This window comes from Aquabacterium sp., assembly GCF_004297345.1.
GTDB lineage: Bacteria > Pseudomonadota > Gammaproteobacteria > Burkholderiales > Burkholderiaceae_C > Aquabacterium.
In genome coordinates this window covers 1-25,551 of the sequence record NZ_SCTN01000194.1, presented here as the reverse complement: position 1 = coordinate 25,551, position 25,551 = coordinate 1, and the positions used below count along the sequence as shown (strand labels likewise).

The 25,551-nt window shown below is 61.2% G+C and carries 23 protein-coding genes; 4 read left to right on the top strand and 19 right to left on the bottom strand.

The window, feature by feature from the left end; translation table 11 throughout:
• Positions 1-768 (top strand): metal-dependent hydrolase (locus EPO09_RS06775; RefSeq protein ID WP_290641468.1); only part of this gene is annotated, 768 nt, incomplete at its 5' end.
• Here the strand turns inward: EPO09_RS06775 and EPO09_RS06770 are convergent.
• Positions 753-1,700: an NAD-dependent epimerase/dehydratase family protein gene (locus EPO09_RS06770; RefSeq protein ID WP_290641466.1), complete on the bottom strand. Its 948-nt coding sequence runs from the start codon at positions 1,698-1,700 to the stop codon at positions 753-755. The two genes, EPO09_RS06775 and EPO09_RS06770, sit on opposite strands and share 16 nt — an antisense overlap.
• Before the next feature lie 77 nt (positions 1,701-1,777).
• Positions 1,778-2,218: a MerR family transcriptional regulator gene (locus EPO09_RS06765; protein WP_290641464.1), complete on the bottom strand. Its 441-nt coding sequence runs from the start codon at positions 2,216-2,218 to the stop codon at positions 1,778-1,780.
• A 170-nt stretch (positions 2,219-2,388) separates the two neighbouring features.
• Between EPO09_RS06765 and EPO09_RS06760 the strand changes: the two genes are divergently transcribed.
• Positions 2,389-3,384, top strand: coding sequence for an acetoacetate decarboxylase family protein (locus EPO09_RS06760; RefSeq protein ID WP_290641462.1), 996 nt, complete (start codon positions 2,389-2,391; stop codon positions 3,382-3,384).
• A 123-nt stretch (positions 3,385-3,507) separates the two neighbouring features.
• Entirely contained in the window at positions 3,508-5,916 is a 2,409-nt protein-coding gene (locus EPO09_RS06755; protein ID WP_290641460.1) for a molybdopterin-dependent oxidoreductase, read from the top strand.
• 32 nt (positions 5,917-5,948) lie between these two features.
• Here EPO09_RS06755 and EPO09_RS06750 read toward each other — a convergent pair whose 3' ends face one another.
• Positions 5,949-6,245: an antibiotic biosynthesis monooxygenase gene (locus EPO09_RS06750; protein WP_290641458.1), complete on the bottom strand. Its 297-nt coding sequence runs from the start codon at positions 6,243-6,245 to the stop codon at positions 5,949-5,951.
• Between the two features lie 199 nt (positions 6,246-6,444).
• On the opposite strand from EPO09_RS06750, the gene EPO09_RS06745 reads away from it, so the two are divergent.
• The gene (locus tag EPO09_RS06745) at positions 6,445-8,406 is read left to right on the top strand and encodes a glycosyl hydrolase (protein WP_290641457.1); all 1,962 of its coding nucleotides are present in this window, start codon (positions 6,445-6,447) and stop codon (positions 8,404-8,406) included.
• A 42-nt stretch (positions 8,407-8,448) separates the two neighbouring features.
• On the opposite strand, the gene EPO09_RS06740 is transcribed toward EPO09_RS06745, so the two are convergent.
• The 16 genes from EPO09_RS06740 to EPO09_RS06665 are packed head-to-tail and all read right to left on the bottom strand — an operon-like array spanning position 8,449 to position 25,375.
• A complete protein-coding gene (locus EPO09_RS06740) occupies positions 8,449-9,585 on the bottom strand; it encodes an AgmX/PglI C-terminal domain-containing protein (RefSeq protein WP_290641455.1) in 1,137 nt (378 codons plus the stop codon).
• Positions 9,582-10,076, bottom strand: a complete 495-nt coding sequence (locus EPO09_RS06735; protein WP_290641454.1) for a biopolymer transporter ExbD — start codon at positions 10,074-10,076, stop codon at positions 9,582-9,584. Before EPO09_RS06735 ends, EPO09_RS06740 begins: the two co-directional genes overlap by 4 nt.
• A gap of 9 nt (positions 10,077-10,085) precedes the next feature.
• Positions 10,086-10,583, bottom strand: a complete 498-nt coding sequence (locus EPO09_RS06730; RefSeq protein ID WP_290641453.1) for a biopolymer transporter ExbD — start codon at positions 10,581-10,583, stop codon at positions 10,086-10,088.
• Between the two features lies 1 nt (position 10,584).
• Positions 10,585-11,244 carry a MotA/TolQ/ExbB proton channel family protein gene (locus EPO09_RS06725; protein WP_290641451.1) on the bottom strand — a complete coding sequence of 220 codons (660 nt, stop codon included), beginning with the start codon at positions 11,242-11,244 and terminating at the stop codon, positions 10,585-10,587.
• A 41-nt stretch (positions 11,245-11,285) separates the two neighbouring features.
• The gene (locus EPO09_RS06720; RefSeq protein WP_290641449.1) at positions 11,286-11,600 is read right to left on the bottom strand and encodes a hypothetical protein; all 315 of its coding nucleotides are present in this window, start codon (positions 11,598-11,600) and stop codon (positions 11,286-11,288) included.
• A complete protein-coding gene (locus EPO09_RS06715) occupies positions 11,597-14,800 on the bottom strand; it encodes a tetratricopeptide repeat protein (protein ID WP_290641447.1) in 3,204 nt (1,067 codons plus the stop codon). The genes EPO09_RS06720 and EPO09_RS06715 overlap by 4 nt, the downstream gene beginning before the upstream one ends.
• Positions 14,784-16,688 carry a hypothetical protein gene (locus EPO09_RS06710; protein ID WP_290641445.1) on the bottom strand — a complete coding sequence of 635 codons (1,905 nt, stop codon included), beginning with the start codon at positions 16,686-16,688 and terminating at the stop codon, positions 14,784-14,786. Before EPO09_RS06710 ends, EPO09_RS06715 begins: the two co-directional genes overlap by 17 nt.
• 45 nt (positions 16,689-16,733) lie before the next feature.
• Complete coding sequence (locus tag EPO09_RS06705; RefSeq protein WP_290641444.1) at positions 16,734-17,339, bottom strand: AraC family transcriptional regulator; 606 nt, start codon at positions 17,337-17,339, stop codon at positions 16,734-16,736.
• A gap of 13 nt (positions 17,340-17,352) precedes the next feature.
• Positions 17,353-18,489, bottom strand: a complete 1,137-nt coding sequence (locus tag EPO09_RS06700) for a DUF3570 domain-containing protein (protein ID WP_290641443.1) — start codon at positions 18,487-18,489, stop codon at positions 17,353-17,355.
• Complete coding sequence (locus EPO09_RS06695; protein WP_290641442.1) at positions 18,476-18,700, bottom strand: DUF4266 domain-containing protein; 225 nt, start codon at positions 18,698-18,700, stop codon at positions 18,476-18,478. The genes EPO09_RS06700 and EPO09_RS06695 overlap by 14 nt, the downstream gene beginning before the upstream one ends.
• On the bottom strand, positions 18,697-19,215 hold the full coding sequence (locus EPO09_RS06690; RefSeq protein ID WP_290641441.1) for a TlpA disulfide reductase family protein: 519 nt from the start codon (positions 19,213-19,215) through the stop codon (positions 18,697-18,699). The genes EPO09_RS06695 and EPO09_RS06690 overlap by 4 nt, the downstream gene beginning before the upstream one ends.
• 11 nt (positions 19,216-19,226) lie before the next feature.
• Positions 19,227-19,859, bottom strand: a complete 633-nt coding sequence (locus EPO09_RS06685) for an outer membrane beta-barrel domain-containing protein (protein WP_290641439.1) — start codon at positions 19,857-19,859, stop codon at positions 19,227-19,229.
• 14 nt (positions 19,860-19,873) lie between these two features.
• Positions 19,874-20,680: an SH3 domain-containing protein gene (locus EPO09_RS06680; RefSeq protein WP_290641437.1), complete on the bottom strand. Its 807-nt coding sequence runs from the start codon at positions 20,678-20,680 to the stop codon at positions 19,874-19,876.
• Positions 20,677-21,318: a hypothetical protein gene (locus EPO09_RS06675; protein WP_290641435.1), complete on the bottom strand. Its 642-nt coding sequence runs from the start codon at positions 21,316-21,318 to the stop codon at positions 20,677-20,679. The genes EPO09_RS06680 and EPO09_RS06675 overlap by 4 nt, the downstream gene beginning before the upstream one ends.
• The gene (locus EPO09_RS06670; RefSeq protein ID WP_290641433.1) at positions 21,315-24,338 is read right to left on the bottom strand and encodes a hypothetical protein; all 3,024 of its coding nucleotides are present in this window, start codon (positions 24,336-24,338) and stop codon (positions 21,315-21,317) included. Before EPO09_RS06670 ends, EPO09_RS06675 begins: the two co-directional genes overlap by 4 nt.
• 20 nt (positions 24,339-24,358) lie before the next feature.
• A complete protein-coding gene (locus EPO09_RS06665) occupies positions 24,359-25,375 on the bottom strand; it encodes an FAD:protein FMN transferase (RefSeq protein WP_290641431.1) in 1,017 nt (338 codons plus the stop codon).
• Positions 25,376-25,551 lie beyond the last annotated feature (176 nt).

Below are 25,551 nucleotides of genomic sequence, written 5' to 3'. Positions count from 1 at the left end.
CGCCTGATCGATGCCTTGCAAGCCGCCTTTCCAGATGGCGAGCGCTACTTCATCTCTTGCGTGCGTGCCTTCCGTGAGCAGACCAGAGATCCCCAGTTGCTGGCCGAGGTCAAGACATTCATTCGCCAGGAAGGGCAGCATGGCATCGTGCACTCCAAGTACAACCAACGCTTGCGTGAGCAGGGCCTGGATATTGACGCCATCGTTGACTTCATCAACGGCAACAATGAGTTCCATTCCAAGCACTTCTCCAAAGAGTACAACCTGGCGTTGACATCGGCCTTCGAGCACTTCACGGCCATGCTGGCTGAGATCTTCTTCGTCGAGAAGAAGACCATGTCCGATGCGGACCCGAAGCTGCGCGCCATGATGGCCTGGCATGCCGTGGAAGAGATGGAACACAAGGCCGTGGCCTACGACGTGATGCAGAAGGTGGCCAAGGTGGGCTACTTCAAGCGCAGCGTGGCCATGCTCCACGTCATCGTGTTCTTGAGCTACCTGACGCTGCGTTTCACCAATCGCCTGCTCAAGAACGATGGCTTTTCATTTGGTCAACGCATGTGGATGATGGTCAAGTGTCGCTGGTGGCTGTTCGGCTACAAGGGCATCATCTCCAGCCATCTGGGCAGCTTGCTGGCCTACTTCAAGCCAGGCTTTCACCCTTGGCAGCAAGAAGCCATCCACAACTACGATGCGTGGGTTGAGGCTTACGAGCGCACGGGTGATCCGATGGTTGCTGGTGCGGCGCTGTATCAGGCTGCGCGCTGATCGCGGCTCATCCACTCTTGCCTGATGAGATCAAGTCCCTCCTGATAGGTTGTGACTTTGAACTCAGGGAACCTTTGTTTGAACTTGCTGGAGTCAAACAGGTTGTCGCAGGCGTACCTGGGTAGCAGTTCCTGTATCTCCCGGACTTGTTCGGAGAACATACCGGCGATCTGAAAGCCCAGTTTCGGGATGACCGAATAGCGCGATGGTTGCTCGAATGCCTGAGCGGCCATCGCCACAAACGCCTTGTAGGTGGGGCGCTCATCGCAGCAGGGCAGGTGCCAGGTCTGGCCATATGCGTCTGGTGCATTGCCAAGCGCTGCCAGCGCGCGGCTTGCATCGGGTGTCCAGATCAAGGTTCGCCATGTGTCGTCACGCAGCGGCACACGAGGTTTTTGCCCTGCCTTGAGCTTGTCGATGACGAGTGCATTCGTGAAGCTCTGTGTCTTGCCTGGGCCGTAGAACTCGGGCGCTCGACCGATCAGCACAGGGATCTCGCCTCGCTTCATTTCATCCAGCACCATGCGAGCCATTTCCGCTCGAACCTGGCCCTTGCGCCCATGAGGTGCAAACGGTGTGTCTTCCGTCAGCAGTTGATCGTGCTGCGGGTACATGTAGGTGTTGTCGAAGTAGGCAAAGCTGGCGCCTGCAGCCCGAGTGGCATCCAGTGCATTCTTCAGCATCTGAGGAAACTGGGCCTCCCACAGCGCGGTGCTGGGTGGCAGGCCCGCAGTGAAATAGACGATGCTGCTGCCCTTGACCGCCTCGGCGGTTTGCCGGGCATCGAGCAGGTTGGCAGGCATCACCGTATCGGATGCATTCACCTTGCGCGGGGTGCGGCTTACCAGCCGCAGATCATCCGTGTACTGGCGCTTCAGTTCACGGGCCAGTTCTTCGGCGATCTGGCCGTTCGCGCCCAATATGGTTTGCATGGCAACTCCTTTTGTCTTGCAGGAACCGGACAAGCTGTCCGGCTGCATCAACTCTAAGTTTCAAGTTGACTTGAATGTCAAGCTTTCCTGGCTTTGACTGTTTTAGGCGCGCCGGTAGACAGCCCCATCTGCGCCATGACCCTGCGCGCGTTGTCCCGGCAATCCATGTCTTGCGGTTTGCCCTGGATCAGATTGATGAGCGTGATCAGCAGCCCTTTGTTGTGGGCCAGGCGGCGCTCCATGGCCTCGATGTCTTCGACCTTCTTGGTGAGCAGTTCGATGAGCGGGCCGTGTTGCCAATCCGTGATGTCTTGAGGCAGCGCCTGTTTGATCTCATCCAGGCTGAAGCCCGTCTGCTGGGCATTGGTGATGATGGACAGCAAGGCCACGGCTTCAGGAGGGTAGGCCCGGTATCCGTTGGCCTGGCGCGCCACGCCATTGAGTAGGCCTTTTGACTCGTAGAACCGGATGGTGGATGCAGGCAAGCCCGTTCGCTTTGCCAGTTCGCCAATCTTCATGGTGCCTCCAAGGCTGCAGGTTCCACTCACTCTAACCTTGAACTGAACTTGAAGGTCAAGCGCCCGCGTTTGCAAGAAGCAGTTGACATTCAAGTTGAGTTGAATCTTAGGATTTTCTCGTGCACAGGTGTTGGCACGCAAGACTCTATGAACTTTGAAGGTATGGCACGATGAATAGCAAGAGTGTGATTTTTGCCGCAGGTTTCATCCTGGGCATGGGTACCACCCCGTTGATGGCGCAGGTGCAGGCGGCAACGAATGCCAAGGAATCGGTGTTGATCGATATCGCGGGCAACAAGGTGCCGGTGGTGCAGGGCGGGCTGTATGACCGCTACCGCTCTAATCCACCGCTTTCTGTCATCGCATCTGAGGCGCCCGATGTCGATCTGAGTTGGTTCAAGCAACTGAAGAAGGAAAAGGTGGACATCGGCTTCGAGTCCTACTCGCCGAACTTCTATTACAAGACCAGCAGGGTCTCTGCCATCTACACAGCAGACATCGACCGGCTGAGAGCCTTGATGCCGGCAGATGTGATGAAAGTGGTTCAGCCCTTGCAGATCTGGCCGGGCCGTGGTGTGGTGGCTGTAACGGCTTACACCTACCACTACTGCGACAACGACAGCTACAACGAAGTGGCCATCTCGATCGTGACCAACAAACCGGGCAGCTGGAACATGGGGCCGATCAGCCTCATGGGGCAGTCCCTGTCCAAGGACTTCTGGGGCTACGTGCTCAAGTTGCCGGTGGACACGGAACTTGCTCGCGTCAGAGGTGTGGTGGGCTACAACCTGCCCAAGTGGTTGACGCAAATCGCTGTGAACGACAGTCGTGATGCCCTTAGCTACGAGATCAAGAACGCACAGACTGGCGAGATGGACCTGCGCATCGACACCAGAAAGCTGGACAAGGTGTCTGCCGAAGTCGAACTGGTGACCAACAGCTTTACCAACACCGATCATCAAGGCAGGTTGACACAAGGGTATGCCGTGGCACGCCAGTTGCAGCATGGATCCAGTACCGATGCCAGCATGGTCTCACTCCAGTTGGGCAAGGGGGCGCTGTCGGATCTGATCAGGTCACTGGACCTGGGCAAAATGCTGAAGTACGAATACGTACCGGATTTTCAGAGTGCACTTTACGCCCCCGCTCGGTTGCCGGGTTTCTGACCGTTCGTCATGCTTAAGCGCCCATTGACGCGGCATTAGAAATCATTGCTTGTCAGCCTGTTCTGGGTGGCTAAAGTTCGTCTCCAGACGAATGGATCCCCTTTCGTGTAGCAGGTGCAGTGCATGAGTTCTGAATTTCCCCAGGCAGCCGTCAACCCTTCTGGGCATGCCATCAACGTGCCCACGATGTGCCCCTTGTGCTCGCACACCTGTGGGCTACGCGTTGATGTCAAGGACAACCAGATCGTGGCCGTGCGGGGCGACGAGACGGCACCCAATACGCAGGGCTATACCTGCAACAAGGCGCAGGCCATCAACCTGTTTGCGCACCACGCGCAGCGGGTGCAGCATCCGATGAAGCGTCAGGCAGATGGTTCTTTCCAGCGTATCAGCTGGGATCAGGCCATCACCGAGATCGCCGCCAAACTCAATGGCATCCGCAGCAAGCACCCCAGCCGATCCATCGCCTTGACGGGCATTGGTGGGCAGGGCAGCCACATCGCTGGCTTTGGCAGCTTGCCGTTCATGTTCGCGATCAAGTCGCCAACCATGTACACGGCCCTGGCGCAGGAAAAGACGCAGCACCCCATGGTGTGGCGTCACATGTTTGGTGTGCGCTCGAACGTCTACATGTACTCGGATGAGGAGCATGCCGACTACATCATCAGCATGGGTGCCAATCCGCTCATCAGCAATCGGGGGCGCAATGCCACCGAGGTGTTCAAACGCCTGGCTACTGATCCACAACGCAAGTTGGTGGTCATTGACCCGCGCGTATCCGAGGTGGCCAAGCGGGCTGATCGGCACATCGCCATTCAGCCAGGGCGCGATGTGTATTTCCTGATGGGCATGGTGGCCGTGATCGTTCAGGAGCAGTTGCACAACAAGGCCTTCGTTGCGCAATACGTCAAGGACTATGCAGCGTTCGCTGAGCCGTTCCGTGCTATTGACGCCAGGCAGATGGCCGATTGGTGCGGGGTGCCGCACGATGATCTGCTGGCCACCGCGCGTGAGTTTGCGGCATCCAAACGCGGCACGATCAACTACGACACGGGGCTGGAACACTCGTACCAGTCAACCTTGACGTCTTATCTGATTCACAGCCTGCTCGTCATCGCGGGCCATGTCTGCAAGCCTGAAGGCGGCGGCAGTGCTTTTCTGGAACAGTTCGGCTTCCGCGTGCCCGATGTGGTCAAGCCGGCCAAGACCTTGGTGTCGGGCGTTGAAGCCGTGCAGTGCTTGCTGCCGATTGGCGTGTTCCCGCCCAACACCATGCCGGAAGACATTGAGACATCGCATCCGGCGCGCATCCGCGCGTTGATCGTGGATGGCGCCAATCCCTTGGTCAGCTACGCAGATTCCAATGCCTTCCGCGAGGCCTTCCAGAAGCTGGAGCTGCTGGTTGTCATCGAGCCGTCAATGACTGAAACGGCCCGCGTGGCTGACTATGTGCTGCCTGCGAGGCCTTCATTCGAGAAGTGGAACTACTCCATGTTCCCGCATGAAGAGGTCACACCTCAACTCGTGCCGCCTATCCTGAAGGCGCAAGGCGAAGCCTTGCCCGAGGTCGAGATCTATCAGCGTCTGGCGCGCGCCATGGGCTTGGTTCCCAAGGTGCCCAAGCTGGTGTCCTGGCTGGCCAAGTACGCTGTGCATCCGCGCTGGCATGGCGTAGGGGCGCCTTTGTACATGGCTGCTGTGGGTATGAGCGCAGCTGTGAGGGGTGGTGGCGTTTTGCCAATTGCAGGGCGCATCGTGCATACCATGTACGACTCATTGGGCAAGCACCTGCCTGCGCCGGACGCGACCATGGTCTGGCTGCTGTGCCTCAATCAAGCCCTGTTCAGAAAGAAGGTGTTGCACGTGGCCTTGCCAGAGACACGAGGCATGCACAACCCTTTCAAACTGGGTCATCACCTGTTCAAGACCATGCTCGCCCATCCGGAAGGGGTGCTGGTGGGGCCGATCGAGGCCATGCGTGCCAGCAATCTGAAGGACAACCTGCTGCATTCCGATCGCAAGATCCACCTGCCGCATCATCAATGGCTTGCACACATCAGCCAGTTGTCGAAAGAGGCGCCGCGTGCCGATGCAGACTATCCCATGATGCTCAATGGGGGCATGCGCACGGGCTGGAACGCCAATACCATCTTGCGCGATCCGAGCTGGCGCAAAGGCAAGGGACCGCATTGCCCCATCATCATCAGCCCGGCAGATGCGACACGTCTGAGCCTGAAGAATGGCGACATGGTTCGACTGGAGACCCGCAGGGGGCATGTGGACGGACCGGTTCGGATTGACCAGGGCACGATGACCGGGCACCTGCATATCCCGAACGGTTTCGGGCTGGAGTACCCGGACCCGCAAACGGGCGAGCTGGTGCGGCATGGCATTCGCATCAACGAGTTGACGGATATCGCCGAGCGGGATCCCTACACCGCTATCCCGTATCTCAAGCGCACACCCTGCCGTTTGACACCCATTGCGCCGCAAGAGGCCAGCCCAACCACCTGGGGGGCTGCCGCCGCCTGATGTTCGCCTGTGATCAACGATGAACTTGGTGCTTACCGTGGGGCAAGCGCCTCGTAGTGCAGCACGGTGGGGAATGGATCGTAGAAGTGGTGCAGCAATTTGCGCCACTCTTGATACTGCGCCGATTGGCGAAAGCCAATCTGGTGGTCTTCCACCGAACGCCATTTCACCAGCAGCATGTAGTGGTGATCTTGCTCGATGCACTTTTGAAGCTCATGCCCCAGATAGCCTGACATGGCCGCGATGATGTGCTGGGCCGTGTCAAAGGCGGCCTCAAAGGCTTGAGCCTGACCGAGCTTGATTTGCAGTTGGGCGATTTCCAGGATCATGTGTAGTGGGCGCGTTGCGGATGAGCCCAATCCTACTGTCACAGTGCACTGTCATTCATTGTTCGAATATGTAAATCCAACAACCGTTCGCCCTTGGTCGATTAACACGCGCTAACAAATCAAAGCGGCATCTCCCTAAGCTGCCTGTGCCCCATGTCGGGGCGATGGATTTATCCATTCATCAATTGAGGGAGATGTCATGCACAAATCAGTGCAAGCCCGTGTGGCCATGCTGACCCTGCTGGCCACGTCAGTGGCCGCCCAGGCCGCGACCGTTGCGCTCAGTAATACCGCACCAGTTTATGACCCGTCAGTGGTCAAGACCTCGGTCTACAACAAGACCTATCAGGAGTCCGGCGCCGTTGATGGCGATTACTTCGGCTGGGCGGTACCTTCCAAGTGGTACAACATCAGTTACTGCATCGATGCCGCCAATACGGACTGCGCGGTCGATGCAACGCAGTGGGCACGCGTGACGCCACCATGGGTGTCATCCACGTCTACGGACAAGGCCTTGAAGTTTGTGCCACAAAAGCTGGCCAGTGATGGCACGGGCATCCAGTACATCCTGCCTTTGCCCTTTGTCCTGAACGCACGTTATCGCATCAGCATGCGTTTGGGCACCACGCCGGGTAACGCCAACGCCGTACAGGTTGCGATGATGGGCAAGACCTCCTGGGACTACGCGGCCATGGCGCGTACCTTCGACATCCCGGCCAACAAGGCCTATGTCGATGTGGAGATGAAGGGCGTGTACACAGGTTCGGCAGGTGGTGCCGTTCAGGCTGACACCCGCACCTTGCGTCTGTTCCCGCGGAAAGCCGGCCTGCCGATCTACGTGGACAACGTCAAGGTCGAGATCATGAATGCCGACCCCTTGAATCCGGGTTCGGATGTCAGCGCAGCCACCAGCACAGTGCCTTTGCTGATGGACACCAAAATGTTCGGCCTGCATGTCAATGAGTTGGGATCCCACAATGCGTGGCCAGCCCTGTCTCAAGAGGTGCTCCGCCTGTGGGGCACGGACAGCAGTTACTGGTTTGCCATTCAGCCCACCAATGACCCGGATCCTTCACATTGGAACTGGAGTCAGGTTGACTACCGCGTCAACTACTTCCGCAGCCACAACAGCAGTGGCAGCATCATCTATACCTTGGGGCAGACACCCGCTTGGGCTTCCAGCAATCCCAATCAAACGGGGTGTGCGTATGGAACGGGCGTGTGTGCACCGCCTACCAATGACGCTGATTTCAAGGCTTACGTGAAAGCCACGGCCCAGCGCTATCTGGGCAAGATCCAGTATTACGAGATCTGGAATGAACCGGGCTGGGCAGGCTTCTTCGCTGGCAGTCCTGCCAAGCTGGCCAGCATGACGGCTGTGGCCAAACAGGCGCTCAAGGAGGTTGACCCTGCCGATACCTACAAGTTGCGCCTGATCGGCCCAGCCGTGGGCGACATCTGGATGGATCAGTATCTGCGTGCAGGTGCCGGTGTCAATCTCGATATCTTCAATGTGCACCAGTACATCAGCCCCGTCACGATTGAAGCCGATGTGCCAGCGGGCATCGCCAACGCCAAGTTGATGATGCAGGCTTATGGCTTGAAGTTGCCTATCTGGAACACGGAAACGGGTGCCAGTTGTGGTGACTATGGCGTGCTGTGCCCGGCCAACTATGCCCCCAGCGACAGCGTGCTGCGCGGTGTGGAGTCTCGTTCGCTGGCGGTGCAATGGGCCAACAGCGTGAGCAACGTGGACTACTTCTTCATGGAAGGCTGGGGCCCGACGTGGGAGGGGCTTGTGCAGCGTGCCGATCCCGGCATCAATTGCGCAAACACGGGGCCTGATTACTGCACACCTTATATGCCGCTGCAACCAATGGGTGCTGGCTTTGCCAAGGCCGCTGCATGGTTGAAGAACGCCAAGTTGAGCAGTGCCTACAAGATGACCACGCCGGACATCTACATCTTCAAGTTCACCACCTCGCTGGGTGCCAAGCGCTACCTGGTGTGGACGACAGCAGCCAGTGCACAGACAGTGACGGCCCCATCGACCTGGGCCTCCAAGACCGTGACGGATACGGCAGGTGTGGTGACCAGCCTGGGTTCGTATACCGCGGCCTTCACGCTCAAGCCCAATGAGCCTTTGTTGATCAGCCCTTGATCACATGAGCCGGCCAGCGGGCTTGTACCGCTGGCCAGATGTTCAGGATGGCAGGAAGTCCACCGGCCAGGTCACCACCATCTGGTCGACATCCTTGGCGCCAAAATCAAACTGACGGATGCGGGCCAGCAGCTTGGCTTCCAACTCCGGCGTGTGCAGTTCACTGGACACAACGCGGCAGCCCATCACCTCGCCAGTGGGCGCAATCTTGAGTTCGACCACGACCTTGCCTTGCAGCGAGGGGTCTTCGCGCAGGGCACGGTTGTAGATCGCGTAGATCGCGCCCTTGTTGCGTTCGAATACCAGTTTGATGTCTTCGATCGAACGGGACGCCTTGCCACTGCTGCCGCGCTTGAGCGTACCGCCTGCCCCATTGCCTGCGCTGGCGGCGCCTGCATCGTTGCCGCGGCCTCGTACCCCGCTGCCGCCCAAGCCGCCGCCTCCGCCACCTGCGGCCGCACCTTCTACCAGCGTGGTGGCACGGCCAGCCAGCCCACCGCCTCCGGTGTTGCGGCTGTAGCCGCTGGTATTGATGCCGCCACTGCCACCGCCTGCGTTGGCCGTGATCATTGCGCGAGCAGGCAGGCCTGCCTGATTGCCTGAGCCCACGCCGGGCCCTGTGCCATTGCCTACGCCCGCACCTTGCTTGATGCTGGTGTTGAGTTGCACGGCCACCGGCGCGCCACGCACTTGTGCGATGTCGTCCTTGGCCGCGAGCAGGCCGATGCCCGCTACCTTGCGGCGTGCGGCCTCCACTTCACCAGCCGCCTTGTTCTCCATCGGTGCACGGGCTTCTGGTACCGGTGGTGCGGTCTTGCTGACCTCGTCCCGCAGGTGGGCCACGGGACGGCGAGGCTCCGCTTTCACGGGCACAGGCTTGCTGATCTTTGCAGGCGTGGTATCGGCTTTGGCTTCTGCCTGAGCCTCAGGAACTGGCAGCGGCTTGGCCGGGATGGGCGGCGGCGTGTGCGTGAGCAGCAGCTTGGCCATTGGCGCAGGCAGGGTAGCGGTTTGCGCCTGATCGGGTTTGGCTGCTGGCGAGAGCAAGACAATCAGGCACAGGATCGCTGTGATGATCAGCACCGCACTGGTCACGCGCTTGAACAGCCGCTCGTCCTCAGCCGAGTCGGCCCAGGCCAGTGCGGATGTGCGAAAGGACACCAAGGCGGCGCTGCTCACGATGCGCTCCTTTGTCGTACCGCGAAGGACACGTCGGCATAGTTGGCGCTGGCACTGGTGGCCATGATCTTGCGCAGCAGCCGGTAGGGAATGTCTTTGTCGCCCATGATGGTCAGGCGTCGGGCTTGCGCCGCATTCTCCTGGCGGATGACTTCGTGGCTGGCCACGGTGTCCAGGTCAGCCTTCAAGGGGGCGATCAAGTCTTCCTTGCTGTCGATCACATCGGCCACGGAGGCGATCTTGCGGCCATCGACCAGGATGTCGGTGGCATTGACGGTGATCACGACGGTTTCATGCGGCGAGGTCTGCGCCTCCGACATGGGCAGCTTCACCGATTTGGGACTGGCCAGTGTTTCCACGCCGCCCGAGTTGGAAAGCAGGAAGAAAATGAGGATGGTGAACACGTCAATGAGGGACACGAGGTTCATGTCCACCGCATTGCCGTGCCGTGCACGCCGCTCTGCGCGCCGTTGTCTCGGGGTGAGTGTCATGGCCCCTCTTTAGCGTGTGGCGATCGGTGCATCACCAATCGAGATGTTGGGAAAGAGCTCGCCGCGTACGATCTTGTTGCCTTGCACCACATGCCCGGCGCGCACCGCGTCCATCACCTGCACCAGCGTGTCGTAAGGCGTGTTGGGCTGTGCCAGCACGGTCGCATCCTGCTTCTCCGGGAACTTGGTCTTGATCTGTTGCACCAGCCTGGACAAGGCGGACACATCGGGTGCCGCGGCTTTGTTGGGGATGCGTTCGATCAGGCCACCGACTCGGTCGCCCACTTCCAGGGCTTCCGGCTGGATCACGATTTCGAGCTGCAGTTCATTGACCTTGAGCTGGGCCACGCCAGAATTCTGGGCAGGCAGACTCAGATCAATCACAGCCAGGCGCGAGAACACCGCTGTCGACAACAGGAAGGGCACCAGAACCACAATCAGGTTGATGAAGGCAGTGATTTCAAGATGCGCCGCTGTCTGGCGCCGCCTTCTGGATCGGCCGGCCATCTCAGCGCCCCGAGGCTTGCTGTTGTTCGGCGCGGATGCGCGTCACCACATTGAGAAAGCTCATCTTGGCGGCTTCCAGGCCATCGATGATCTCGCTGGTCTTCGATTGCAGGAAGGCGTGGATCAGCAGGAAGGGAATCGCCACCATCAGCGCAAAAGCCGTGTTGTTCATGGCGATCGAGATACTGGCCGACAGCATCTCGGACTTCTCGGCCGGGTTGACCTGCGCCACAGCCGTGAAGCCCTTGATCAGGCCGATGATGGTGCCCAGCAGGCCCACCAGCGTGATCACGTTGGCGAAGGTCGCGATGTAGTGGGTGCGCTTTTCCAGGCGGGGCACGATTTCCATCATGCCTTCTTCCATGGCGGCGTCGAAGTCTTCACGGCGACCCGGGCTTTGCATGCGCTCCAGGCCATGGTGCACGATCTTGCTCACGGCGGCATCGGAGTTGGACGTGAGCATCATCACCTCCTTGAACTGACCCTTTTGCAGCAGGGGTAGCACCTTCGACCAGACCTTGCTGTTGTCGCTGCGGGCGCGCGAGAGGTAGATGAAGCGTTCAACGGCAATGGCCACGCCCAGCGCCATGATCAGCACGCTGGGGTAGATGAACAGGCCGCAATCCTGGAAAAACTTGACGGCGGTTTCGAAAGCATTCATGACTCGGATCTCCAATGACAGATGGGGCAGGTGTGGGTGACTCAAGGCGACGTGGCAGGGGTTGCGCCTTCGGCCGACTTGGCTTGTTGTGCTTGTTGTTGTGACCGGTATTGCAACTGGCGGCGAAAAACATCGCGGTCGATCGGTGCCAGTGCTTCATCAACCACGCTGACGAGTGGTCTGCCCGTCAGGTCCCCCGGTACAGGCTTCTTCCAGGGCACGATGTAGAGCACCTTGGGCAGTTCGCGGTTGCCCAGGATCGTGGCGGGGTCGATGTTGGCGCGGTCTTGCGCTTGTGCATGCAGGCTGCCGAGCAGCAAAACCGTGCTGATCATCAAGAGGGCTGGATGCTTCATGATGCTTCCTTCGGTACGGAGGCGGCGGCCGCAGGTTTGCGCTTCTTGATCTCGGTGATCCACTTGGTCACCGTGGCATCGCCGCTGGGCGTGAGGGCCATATAGCGTTCATACAAGCTGAGGGCGCGTCCCGCTTCACCCATGTACAGGTCAGACAGGATGCCCAGGTTCAGCACGGCCGGTGCATAAGTGGCATCGAGCGAGATGGCCTGTTCATAGGCTGCTCGGGCCTTGTCGAACTGGCCCATTTGGCGGTAGACAACGCCCAACTGATTGAAGCGCGCAGCTTGCGCAGGCCGCTGCTGTGTCGCCTGCTCTTGCAGGGCTGCCGCTTCCTTCAAGCGCGTGGGAGGTAGTCCGAGCGCGGCTTCCACGCCTTCGCCGCGTTCCTTCTTGCCATAACGCACTGGCAGCATCTCGCGCAGGGCTTCAAAGCTGCGCTGCACCCATTCGTCATACAGCCCTGAGGCTGCTCGGCTTGCGTTGACCTCATGTAGTTCGCTGGCCTTTTCTTCGAAGGGGAAGGCCTGCTCTTCCAGCATCACGTTGTATTGCTCCAGCTCAACGGCGGTCAGCTTCTTGGGGCGTTGAGAGGCCAGCATGGCCTTGCCAAAGTCCCGGTACAGCGAAGCGATGTGGAACGTGGCCGCCGTACTCACGTCAGCCACACCGGGTTCGGCCGCCAGCGCGTAGGCCTTGAGCGCGTCTTCCATCCTGGCCTTCTTGAGCTTGAGCTGCTTTTGCAGGGGTTCGACCAGGGGCACGTCTCTGTAGGCCTTGGCCACGGGTTCGGCCAGTGCCAGTGCAGCCACTGCGCCCAGGTAACGTGTTCGCTCGGTTCGGGCAGCGCCGCCGTTGAGGTCGGCCTGGTAGATGTCCTTTTGCAGTGCAAGTTCGCGTTTGGCGTTGCCGTCTTCTTTGGCCAGTTGGATGAGGCGGGCGCGTGCCTCCATGGTCGGCAGCAAGGGGGTGGGGCGCATGGCGAGGCTGAGTGCCAGGTGGCGCTCGAAGGCCCTGGTGGCGGCTGCGCGTTCACCTGCTTTGTGATGCAGCTCGGCGGCTTGCCATAAGGCATCTCGTGCCACAGCCGGATCGGCGCTGCCGGCTGATACCCGTTCAAGTTCGCTCGCGGCTTTGGACCAGTTGCCTTGCTCCGTATAGGCCAGCGCCAGTTTCGGGGCCAGGTCGGCTTGCAAGGCGTGTTGAGGAAAGCGCTGTCGGAAATCTTCCAGCGCGGCAGACGCACCGGCCCAATCCTTCATCGCGATCAAGGTGGCCGCAGCATCGAATTGCGCGTTGGCGCGCACTGTTGATTGCGGTGCCACAGTCGCCACGCGTGTGAAGTGCCCGACGGCCTCGCTCAATTGCCCAGAGGCCTTGGCGCGTTCGCCTTGCTTGTACACGGCGGCGGCCTGGCGCTCAATCAATTCCTTGCGGTTGGAGGCCTGTGCCGGGGTGAGTTGCAGCACCTGCGCGTAAGCCTGTTCGGCGGTGTCGAAGGCCTGGCGCTCGAAAGCGGTGTGCGCCAGCACCGTCCAGGCCACGCGACGTTGTGGCTCGGCAGCCGGTGGTGTCAGATCCAGCACCTGCTGGGCAACCCTTGCCGCCTGATCGTCATCGTGGAGCGCATACAGCTTCTCGGCGGCATCACTGAGCACGGCTCCGGTGCGCGCATCCTTGGGGAAGGCCTTGGCAAAGCGCAGGGCGCTGGCCACAGCGTCTCGCTGCAAGCCGGGCAGGGCCTGGGGGCTGGCCTTCTTTTGCGCTTGTGCATGGCTGAGCAGGGCCGCATAGCCCGCATCGGCACTTTGGGCGTGCAGGGGGTAGGCGTAGGCGGTTTGTTCGTATTCCTGGATGGCGTCGGCGAAACGGGCGTCTTCGTACAGCAGCTCGGCCAGCAGGAAGCGATTGTGGGCAGCTTGCGCATCATCCGGGAAAGAGGCGAGCAATTCACGGTACCAATGTGCGGCTTCCTGGTAATCAGCCGAGCGTTTGCTGCCTTGTGCCAGTGCGTGGTGGTGGCGTGCCAGTTCGGCCAGGTGGATTTGAACCAGTGTTTGCGCCTTTCGCCATGCCTCTGGGCTGGCTGTGCGGAAGTCGCTTTGGCGCCCGTAGTGGGCCACGTACTGCTTCTTGGCCTGCAGTGCCAGCGTGGCAAAACCGGCGTGCTCGTAGATCTCGATCACGCGTGAATGCAGGCGGGGTGCCTGGGCGTCCAGTGGCGCACGGGTGGCAAACAGGTTGAAGGTGTCGGCAGCGTCTTTGGGACGGTCTTGCTTGAGGTAGAACTCGCCCAGTTGTTCGTAGACGTGGAAGGCGTAGCCCTGGCGTGCATCAAGGGGTGTCTGTGCCGATACCGGTGCGTTGGTGTAGCTGGCGATGCTGTCTGCGCCTTGCAGATTGACCAGACTCAGGCTGATCACGCGGAAGGTGTCGTCCAGCAGTTCGCGCTCGGCGCGGCTGAGCCCTTCCACGGTGCTCAGGTTGCCATCGCCAGGGTTGTGCCCCAACTTGATGTCCAGCACGCCGAAGAAGGCTTGCAGGGCATCATCCAGGCGGCCTTGCTTGAAACGCGACCACCCTTGCATGTACAGCGCGCGGTCGCGATAGGGGTTGAGGCGATCGACCTCCAGCACGGCCGCGTAGGCTTTCTCCGCCTGGGCGTATTGGCGGGCGCTGAACAGCAATTCGCCACGCCGGAACTGGGCCTCGTCGGCATAGACCGTGTCGGGGTGAGCCTGCACCAGTTGCGTCAGGGTCTGGAGCGCGGCCTCCAGTTGGCCTGCCTGCTCTTGAGCGCGAGCCAGCTGATAAAGCACCTGATCGCGGTTGGGCGCTTGGGGATACGCCGCCAGATGCGCTTGATAGCGGCTGATGGCCGGACGGTAGTCGGGCTCGCCCGTTGCGTTGGCATCGGCGCCTTGCTTGTCTGCGCGGTCCATTTCCAGATCGGCCAGGCGGCGCAGGGCTTCGGCACTTTGCGGCGAGTGCGGGGCACTGTCCAGAAACGCGCGGTAGGCCTGAATGGCTTGGGCTTCTTCAACGCCTTCCACTGCTTCGGGCTTGATCGTGATCTGTTGTGAGGCCAGTGATTGCAAAGTGGGCGGCTCTTGGCTGCTGCGCAAGACACCACAGGCGCTGAGCAGGCAGGCCGATGCCAGCAGGGTGAGGCGATGCGTTGCCTTAATGCTTGGGTGCATCGGCGGCCTCCTTGCGGTTCGGGCTGTCGGGCGTGGTGGCACGGTCATACAACTGGGCCACGGCAAAGCGGGCCTGCACGGCGTAGGTATCCAGGTTCTCCTTCTGGCGCGAGAGTTCGGCCACGGCCATGTCTTGCACAAGGGCTTGCTGTTCTGCGCTGAGTGCGGCCACTTTGGGAATCATCACGTCCAGCATGGGCTGCAACGCCTGAATGCGGGCATCGAACTGGTCGAAGCGTTGCGGTTCATCCTTCATGGCTTGAGCCAGGGCGGCATCGCGTTGCCGGGCTTGGGCCAGTCCTTCGTTCATGGCTTGCAAGGCTTTTTGGGCATCCCACAGTCGCACCGGGTAGTCTTGCGCCAGCTGCCAGTTCAATGCGCCTGCGGCCAGTCGGACGCGCGCCTTGGCTTGGACCATGTCAGGTGCATCGTCGGCCTGTTGCGCCAGCGCCTGGATGCGCGCCACACGGTTCAGTAAATCGCGTTGGCGGGCATCGGCAAAGACCACGCCATCTTGCGCCTGTTCGCCTTGTGCGATGTCCGTGGCGATGGCATCGATGCGTTGTTGCAGCACGGGCGTGCTTTGTTCGGTGGTGCGTGCATTGACTTGGGCCAGTCGCTCGGCAAAGGCCTGGCGCCTGGTGGCCAGCATGTCCTTGAAGACATCGATCTTGTCGCGCCATGCCTGGAGGTGTTGGCTCAGATGGCGCAGATCACGCAGGTTTTTGAAGGCCTCCTGAAACGGATGCTGTGCCAGCAGCGTGGTCAGGTGTTCAGCGTGGGGCACTTCTGGCAGCGTGTCCATCTGCCGGCTTGAGCCGAATTCCTCGCGTGGGTTTTGGGCCAGCATGGCTTCGATGACCTGGCCCGATCGCATGGCGACAATCGCGTCGTCCAGGCTGCGTTGCTCTTGATCGAACGATTCGATGGCCGCTTGATAGCGCGCAAGTGCCTGGCTGCTGGCGCCGAGTTGCGCGTAGGCATACGGTACGGCAATGCGGGCTTCGAGTGAGGCCGCGTCGTGCTCATGGCGAGCCTGAAGCGCCAGCCAGGGCACCAGGGCGGATTCAGGCGTGTGTTGATCCAGTGCGGCCCAACCGTAGGCCAACAAGGCTTTGTTGCTGTCCGGGCCATGAAGCGTCACGCGGGCCAGATATTGACGCGCTGCTGGCGCCTGCTGTGCGGCCAGGGCTGCAAAGCCCAATGCAACATTGCTGCGATCGCGCAAGGCGCGTTGTTCTTCGTTGTCCACGGGTTCACGCCCCAGCGCATCCAGCGTGGCGGTTCCGGCTGCCGCGTCACCCGCCTTGATTTGCGCCACACCCAGGTTGAAGCGCGCAATGCGGGCGCCTGTTGTCTTGCCCGGTAGTGCTTGGAGGACCTGGGCTGCCGCGCGGTAGTCGGCACGGGCCATCAGCAACTGGGCTTGCAACAAGGCACGGTCTTCTTCCCATGGCTGAGGCAAGGGGCTCTGTACTTTGCCAAGGGCCTCTTCGGCCAGTGCGGATTCGCCTCGTTGATAGCGTACCTTGGCCAGGTAGAACCAGGCTCGGTCCCGCATGGCCGGGGTGGTGCCGCGTTCGATCAGTTTCGCGAAAATCTCACCGGCCTCGCGATGCAGGCCGTAGCTCAACAGCATGCCGCCGCGCAGCACTTCCGCTTCATCGTCGTGTGGGGCGATACGCTGGAAGTGCTGTGAGGCCATCAGCGTGGTGGTGGCGGTGAAATAGTCTTCCTGAAAGAAGTGAAAGACGACATCGCCGTAATGCGGTGCCTGGATGGTGCGTGCGGGCGCCTTGTCATCGGCGGCCGCGTGCACGGCAGCGTGCCAGCCCAGGGCCAGTGCACAGGCTGCAGTGAGGGCCAGGCCGCGCAGGGCCGATGGCATGGTGCAGGGGCAAGGCGATCGAACCGCTTGAGGGCGCATGGTTGTTTACTGCCAGACCTTGACGTTGAACTCGGGTTGCAGCTTGGCTGTCGAGTCTTCAATGTGCAGTTCGATGTATTTGGCCTCGGTGCCCTTTTCGAATTTGACGGTGGCGCCGCGCTTGTAGTCGCGCTCGTGGGGCCCCACACCAGTGAAGGTTGCGACCAGCTCATGTTCACCAACTTTCAGGTTGCCCAGGAAGAGGCGTTGTACGCCGCCGCGTTGCAGCGCGGACAGTTCATGAGGCGTGTAGAGGTAGTTGGCCACGAGCTTGTCGTCGAGCTTGATCTGCACCGAATCGAGCGCAAACAGCTTGCCAACATCGAGCGACAGGAACACGGCGACTTGCGTGCTGGCGGGAAAGAGCAGTTCTTCCTCCAGCACCAGCAGATCACGGTTGAGCTGGATGACGTCGCGCTTGGTGTCTTGAATGCGGCTGTCCAATGTGGCTGGGTCTGCGGTGCTGGCGGCTGGCGCGGCGGGTGTGTTGGGGGGAGTAGCCGCAGTCGGTGCGGCACGTTCGGATGGCGAATCTGCTGCCTGGCTGGTGTTCACCAGCACGGCGCACGCGAGCACGGTGGTCACGATCAGTGGCAGGACACGTTGGCGCATGGTGAGGCACTCATCAGAAATTGGAAGAGACGAACACCTGCATCACGCTGGCGTTGTAGTGGTAGAGCTGGCCGGTGCGGATGTCCGTGAAGTCCTTGAACTTGTATTGCACGTACTCGTATGCGCCGTTGAGCGTGATGTCGTATTGGCCTGGTACCTTCTTCAAGGTGTAGGCCACCTTGCCACCCAGGCCGGTGTCATCGAAGGTGCTGAGTTGGCGGTTGCGTGACACGTAGAGGGTGTCCGCCTGGGCGTTGTCGCTGTAGAACAGCGCCTTGTGCTGGGCGTGGCGGCGCAGCGTGACATCAACCAGCCATTCGGTGCCGAAGTAGCGGCTGTAACTCAGGTCCAGCGTGCTGGCGCTGATGCCCCAGGTGTCCCAGAAATAGCGGTAGCCAAACTGGATGGCATCGCGCGATCCCAGGTCGCCGGCGACACGGAATTTGAGTGCGCGTGACGATCGGGTGCTGGGGACACGTTCAGGTACTGCCGCACCGAACACATAAGCCACGCGATAGGGGCTGCCGAGGTAGCCGTTGTCGGCCAGGGCTTCCGCGTTGAGGCTGGCGATCCAGCGTGGCGTGAGGATCAACGAACCGCCGACGCGGTACTGCCAGTGGTCGGCCGTGGCCGCAAACGTGGGTTCTCCATGCTTGTGCACGTTGTCCACGCCTTTGGTGAAGCCCATGGACACGGTGGACATGCCGCCGAATACTTCTTGGGAGACATCCAGCCCCATGCGCTTGGCCACGTAGTCGGGCTCCTGGCTGGTGCTGCTTGACACGGTGATTTGCGCGTTGCGATAGACGTAATCGGCGTTCAGGCCATATTCGGTGCGCCGCTCTGTGAAGGGGCTGGCCGAGGTGACCACGTCGATGGACGCATTGCTGACGGCATCCACATACACCGTGCCGGTGATGGCGACTTTGTCCATCACGCTTTTGCGCAGCAGCACCGCCGGGCCTTGGGCTCTGACGCCACCGCCATCGTGCAGGTGGTAGAGCAGTTCGGCGCGGTCAGGGCCGAGGTCCACAGCCTTGGCGCCGCTGGCGGCGAACAGGCCTCCCAGCACACCCAGCAGGTGACGCATGAACTGAAGGGCCAGGCGAACCGCGTTGGCCGAGCGCCTGGTGTGATCAGTTGCAGCCACAGCCGCCTCCTTGCACGCCAGTGGCGCCCCTGGCGCCTTCGCGCACATCGCGCACGTGTTCCCGGCTCTTTTCGGCCAACGTGCCACGTGTGAAGCTCATGATCGGGTCGGCCATGCGCTCTCGTTCATAAGGTTTGACCCAAGGTTGAATGGCGCAGCCACCCAGCAGGGCCAGGCAGCTCAAGGCGATGAAAGAGCCGGCACGTTTCATTTCAGCAGCTCCCTGATCTGCTTGTCGTAGAGCGCTTCGTAGCCATCCAGGTAGCCACGGTGCACGTAACGCACTTTGCCGTCCCGGTCGATCAGGTAGGTCGATGGCATGGCCTGCAGGTCGTATTGATCGCTGACCTTCTTGTCTGTGTCCATCAGGACGGGGAACTGGATGTCCAGCTTGGCTGCCACAGCGGCGGCGTTGGCCGGATCATCATCCACATTGACGCCCAGCAGGACCAGGCCTGCACGCTTGTACTTTTCATGCAGTCGATTGAGATGCGGTATCTCCTGCCGGCAAGGGCCGCACCAGGTGGCCCAGAAGTTGACCAGCACGACGCGGCCTCGCAGTTCCTGCAGGCGGGTGTTGGGGCCCTTCATGGCGTGCAGCGTGAAGTCCGGTGCCGCAGACGCGACCTGGACGCTGGCTGCAGCCTGCAGTGCCAAGCCAGCCATCGTTGCCATCAGGGTGTAGCGAAACCAGTGAATGAGGCGAGAGGTCGAGAACGGGTACATCCTGCGTCACCTCAGAAGATGAAGGTTGCACCGGCGGTGAACTCAAGGTTGTTCGTGCTTTGCTGCTTGCCCAGAATGTCCAGTGTGAAGATGTGGTTGCGTGCATCGACCTGCAGCGCAGCCCAGTCATTGAGGTACACGCGAAAGCCGGCACCGTAATTGATGGTCTGGCGCTTGCGATCGACAAACTTGGTGCTGCCCACGCCGCCAATCAGGTAGAGGGCCGATGGCTTGGCGTGTTTGCTGCCGATGAACACCTCGCCTGCCAGCACGTTGTAGCCGATCGAGAGGTTGTAGTAGGTGAGCTTTTCCTGCTCTTCCTCGAACACGCCGCCGGGCAGAACCTGGCGGAAAGCCTCGTCGCTGACCTTGGTACGGCCGTAGGTGCCCTGTACAAAGAAATCTTCTGTGATGGCATAACCCAGTCGGAAGCCGCGCACCTTGCTGGCCCCGAAGTTCTGGGTTGAGTAAGTGCCCATGAACAGGCCGGCATCGAAGTCATTGGAGGGGAAGTGCGGCAGGGTCACTTCGCGTGGCTCGACCTGCGGCACGATGGGCGGCTCGTCAGCCTTGGTACTGGTATGGGCCGCACAGACTGTGAGCGCCAGCAGTGAAGGCACGATGGATCGGGTTCGGTAAAACATGGGCCGGTGTCCGTCTAGAAAAAGAAGGCCACGCCGATGGACTTGGCGCGGTATTCGATGGTGTGTGTGTCGGAGAGGTAGACCGTGTGCAGGCCGTAGTCGGCACGCAGGATGAAGCGGTCGCTCACGTGGTAATTGATGCCTGCTGCCGCATGGGTCAACTTCGAGTTGGTGGGCGTGGCGCCGACCAGGCTGGCATTCGGTTCATTCTTGAATCGCCCCACGCCGATACTGGCAAAGGGCGACCAGCGTTGGTCAGACCAGGGTTCGATCAGCAGATCGGCATGCCAGTAATCCGAGCCCGCGAACTTGCCTTGAACCTGCCCCAACGTGAGTTCCAGGCTGAGTGTCTCGGACATGCGATAGCTGGCCCAGGCCTTGAGCGCTGGCTCGCTGTTGAAGCTGCCCCAGGCCGCACCCATCTGAACGCGGCGGTTCAGGAAGTCGTCGAGCACGATGTCCCGAAAGCTCTTGCGCACGCCCGATGCCGTCAGCGTTGATTCAAGTTGCTGGCGCACGACCCAGCCGACCAGACCTTTGTCTGTGCGCACGCGGTACCAGTCGGTATGGCGCAATTCGATTTCGATCCACTCATGGCGTACGACCACCTGTGTGATCGGGAAGCCGCGCCCGGGGCCGGTGCGTAACTCGATATAGGGTTCAGTCACCTGCAGGCGGTCGCTCGCAACCGGGGCAGATGGCACATCGACGGCTGGTGTGGGTTGGGTTGCAACAGGCTCAGCGGCGCACGCGCCAGAAACCCCGATCAGGCCTGCTGTCAGCAAAGCCAGGGATGGAGAGGAAATGCGTGTCGCCATCATGGTGGGTTGCAGTTGCCCGTTTGCGGGTCCGGTGGCGAGAACAGGGAGGAGGCTGCGCTGCTGAACTCATCCTGCCCGCGCGGCATGGGGTTGTTGATCCAGTAGGCGATACGGGCCGCATTGGCATCACTGAGGCTGGCGAAGATCTGTCCGCCGCCGTGCAGCACCAGCAGCATGGGCTTGGCCAGCAAGCGACTTTGCGTAGGCGAGCCCACCACCACGGCACCTTGGGCCGAGTAGTAGTTCTTGTACATGTCGCTGTTGCGGATGACTGCCGGCGTATTGGCCGGATCGCTCAAATCAACGGGGAGCGCGCCGGGCACCACACGCAGCGCGCCACCAGCACCCGTGACCGTGTCATGGCAACCAGCACCAGCACAGCTGTTGGTGAATCCGCCGCCTTGCAAGGCGGGCAGTTGCGCCAGCAAGATGGGGTTGATGCAGCGCTGAAAGTAGGCGAACGACAGCTTCTGCCCGCCCGTGTTGACCGGGTTGCTGACCGTGGACGGGTTGCCCAAGGGGTTGCTCGATCCCCCGTCGCCACCACCGCCGCAAGCGCACAGACAGGCAGACAGGACGGTGGCTGCCGTCAACGCCGTGACCGTGCCTTTTCTCTTGACCTCAGGCAATCGCTTCATGGGGTGCCGCACCCCGTACGCAGCCAGTTGGCGATGGTGTTGTAGGCCGCACTGCCAACCGGGAGTGGGGGCGTGCCGCCCGTTGCGCCCGATGGGTGCGGTGCGGTGGATGGTTTGCTGATCAGGGCATTGGCTGTGACCGTGCATGCATCCGTGATCATGGTCAGCGTGACGTTGTAGTCGCCGCGGTCGTCACCAGTCAGCACAAAGCGGTTGTCGCGGAAGGCCGTTGCCGAGGCGCTGCTGCCGATGGCCTGGTGGCAACCGTTTGAACAGGTGCTGCGCAGGATCGGGGCGATCAGTGTTTTGTACGTGTCCTCGCTCAGCGCGTTGATGTGGCGGACGTTGGCACCCACATCGAATGGGTCGTTGTAGTACTTGCCGCCCAGGTCCATCCACTCAGCCAGCAGACGCTTTTCCGATGCGTTGAGCAACGTCGCATGGTTCGGTGCCGTACCGGGCGGGTTCGGGTGGGCTGTGCGCGCATCGGCCTCTGCCGACATGGTCTGGCCCCACAGGATCTCTGCCAGACGGCTCTTGCGTGTCAGGCCCAGGGCCTCGCCTTCGCTGGCCATGGTGTTCACCAGGGCCGGACCGCGGTCAATCACCGGCACGCCATTGCGGATGGTCGTTTTGGGCAAGCCTGTCGCCGAGTCAATGATCGGATCGCCCACCATCAACTCCTGGTAGGAGGTCAGGCGGCCCGTACCCGATGTCGTGCCTCTCAGGTCCAGCTTGGCGGGATCGTTGTGGCAGTTGACGCAGGCGTTATCGGTGTTGCCGGAGGGACGCGATTTCGTCCACAAAGGCTGAATGTGCTGCGGGTAGTTGATGACGCCATTGGTGGGCTTGGCGTTGCTCTGCAGGCCATCGTAGTTCAGTGTGATGTCCGGGCGAGCCGTGACACCGTTGCGGGTGGTATCGGCCCAGATGTCCGTGTAGATCATGTTGGGCGACAACTGCAGGGCGCTCGGGTCCACGCGAGTGCGGGTGCCGGCCAAGGTCTCGCCCGGCTGGTGCGTGGCGGGTGTCAACTGACCGCCCACGATCAAGCTCGTCTTGAGTGCTGGTGGCACCGCGTTCACCACATCACCGGAATTGATGGCGCCGCCACGACGCGGGCTGTGGCAACCATCGCAGGTACGGCGCTCGCCGGGGCGCACCTGGATCCAGTTGGTGTGCGTCTGGAAGGCGCGTCCAGAGGCATCGACCACGGCCAGGCCAATAGGCGTGTCCGCCGGGATCTGCAGCTTGAACGAGCCATCAGGTTCGATGGGCGCGTAACCCAGGATTTGCTGCATTTCGAAATCGGTTTCGCCAATGGCGCCACGTGTACCTGTCATGCCCTCTGGCGGTGCCACCGCACGGAAGACGCGTATGAAGCGTGCCGGCGTGCAACCGTAAGCCGCATCGGCTGGGTTCTTCATGCGCACCAGGTCCGGGATCAGGGGGCGGGTGTCCTGCCGGTCTGCAGGGGCGATTTTGGGAATGGCAGTGGTGCAACCGTTGCCCAGATCAATGGGCAGCAGCACAGGGTCACCCATGCGGCCCAGCCCGTCGGTGTCGTACACGCTGCGAACCTCGATGGTGCCGAGATTCTGTTGTTTCAGGGCGTCGTCCACGCTGGTGGGGTCAGAAGTGCTGGGCTCTGTGCGGGCCTGCAGGGCAACGGGGTGGGTGTACATGAAGCCCGCAGGAGGGGCGGCCACGTTCAGCCAGGTGTTGCGGGCTGGGTCGAACATGTAGACAGCGTAAGATGGGGCCACGTTGTCCTGGATCTCGTCGCTGGCTGCATCGGCGACCAGTCGGTCTTCTTGCGTCAGTCGCGCTTTTTCAGCGTCGCTCAGCGTGGCGCACGATACGACAACGCCCTTGCGGCGAACCTGGCATGGTGTGTAGGACACCAGTACGCGGTCTGTGCCATCCCACAATGGATAGGGCGTGGTGACGCGCCCATAGAGCGACAGGCCTCGACCGGTGTTCAGCGCTTGCGCGGTCGCTTGCGACTGGCCACCGATGGCCGGCAGATCAGGGCTGATCGGCGTGTTCTGTTCTGAATAGTGCTCGGCATCGACCAGCATCAATGCACCGCCTTCGCGGGTGCCCGACAGCGGCATCACATCAGCGGCCACAAAGCCCTTGTACTTGCCGTTCGGGTCCATTTCGCGAGGGTGCAGGAAGCTGTTGCCCTCGCTGTGCGCGCCATACAGTACGAACAGATCGGTACCGTCAGGCTTGACACGGAAGATCTTGAAATGGTTGCGGCCACCCACGTGATCCCAGCGCGAGAACATGATCTCGCCGTTCTGGCGTACCACCGGGCTGCGATCGTGGCTTTGGTTGACCGAGATTTGCGTGATGTTGCCGCCATCGGCATCCATGGTGTGCAGGTTGAACACGCGTTCGCGTTCGTACTCATCGAGGGCGTAGTAGCTTTGATCCAGCGCCTGGTTCAGGTGTGATTTGGTCTGCCGGTTCGACGTGAACACCACGCCGCGGCCACCAGGCAGATAGGTCGGATCCACGTCATCATCCGTCAGGGAGCCCGTGAGGCGGCGGTACGTGCCACTGGTCAGCCCTCCGCTGCTCATGTCGTATTCCCAGATGTTCCAGCGGCCCGTGCAGGCCAGCACCGACACGTTGCCCATATTGATGGTGGCTGTGTTCGTGGTCGGGCAGCGCATGGCGAACAACAGCTTCTTGCCGTCGTAGGACACCTCGGGGCCGGATGCATCACCCTGGCCTTGGGTGAAGCGTTCGGTGATGTTGTGTTCAGGCGCGCTGGGCGAGGAGCGCTCGCGGATGATCAGGTCCCCGCCAGGCGCTGTGGGCGCGCCGTTGGTCGGGTTGGCCATGATGCTGTTGGCCCGCTTGGCGTAGGCGATAGGGGTATCGCTGCCTTGAGCGCCTGCCGCGCTGGCGTTCGCCTCGGCGCTGGAGGACGAGCCACCTTCCATGCAGGCAGACAGCGCCAGCAGAGCTGCAGCAGCGCAGGCAAGAGAGAGATGTCGCTTCGTCATGATGTGCTTTCCTCTGCGCGTCATGCAGGAACAGCGCCTGAGCGCTGCACGGGTGCAGCCATCAAGCCGGAAGAAAAATGCAGTTCGCCCAAGTGGTCGATCACGATGGCATCCAGTCCGGCCTGGGATTCGATCAAGGCCATGCCTTTGTCGAGCCCCAATACGAACAAGGATTTGGACATGGCTTCTGTGGTGAGCCCGTCATCGGCCAGGATGGTGACGCTGTGCACGCTGCGCGGAGACAGCCCCGTGGCTGGATCGATCAGGTGATGGCAGCGCTCGCCATTCACCTCGAAGAAACGCTCGTAGTCACCCGATGTGGAGATCGATACATCTTGCAGCGGCAGCACGGCCACCATCTCGTCGGCGCGGCGCGGATCGCGTATGCCAATGCTCCAGGGGCGCCCGCGATGGTCGCCAATCACACGGCTGTCGCCACCCGCGCTGACATGAGCGTGTGCAATGCCTCTTGCCTTCAAGATGGCAGCCGCTTGATCAACCGCATGCCCCTTGGCAAACCCCCCCAGGTCAATCCGCATACCAGGGCGTGCAAATCGAACCGTGCGCGCCGCTTCATCCAGCATCAGGTAGCGGTAGCCCACGGCTGCACGTGCCAGCGCCAATGCTTCGGCGCTGGGGCGCACGCCGGCGCGGTAGTCATAGAGCTGGCCCACGGCGGCGTAGGTGATGTCAAACGCACCGCCAGACAAGGCCGAGAACGCTTGCGCCTTCGCGATGAGGCGCGTCATCTCTGCGCTCAATGGAACGGGAGCAGCATGAGCCTCGCGGTTGATGCGGGAGAGTTCGGAGTCTGGCCGGTGAGGGCTCATGGCGTGGTCGATGCGGTGCATCTCGGCCATCACGGCATCAATGGCCGCCTCGCCTTGTTGAGCGTCATCGCTCCACAGCACCACACTGATGGCGGTGCCCATGATGGCTTCTTCACGTTGCAGCCACGCGCCAGCGCTCACCGCCGGCTGTGCAGGACGAGCAGGCAGGCGAGGATCACGGCGAAAGGCTTTGAGCGCGCCAAACATGGTGTGGGTCTGGTTCCAGTAAAAAGGGGAACCGACGCGGCCTGGTCGCCAGTGCAAAGAGGTGGATGGGCGGGTGTCCCCCGTTAAACGTCTGGTCTGGTTGCGTCAGTGGCAGGCAGTATGCAGCGCCACCTTCTGCCAGGGATGCGTGCAGATGCATCAGATGTAAGTAGGCG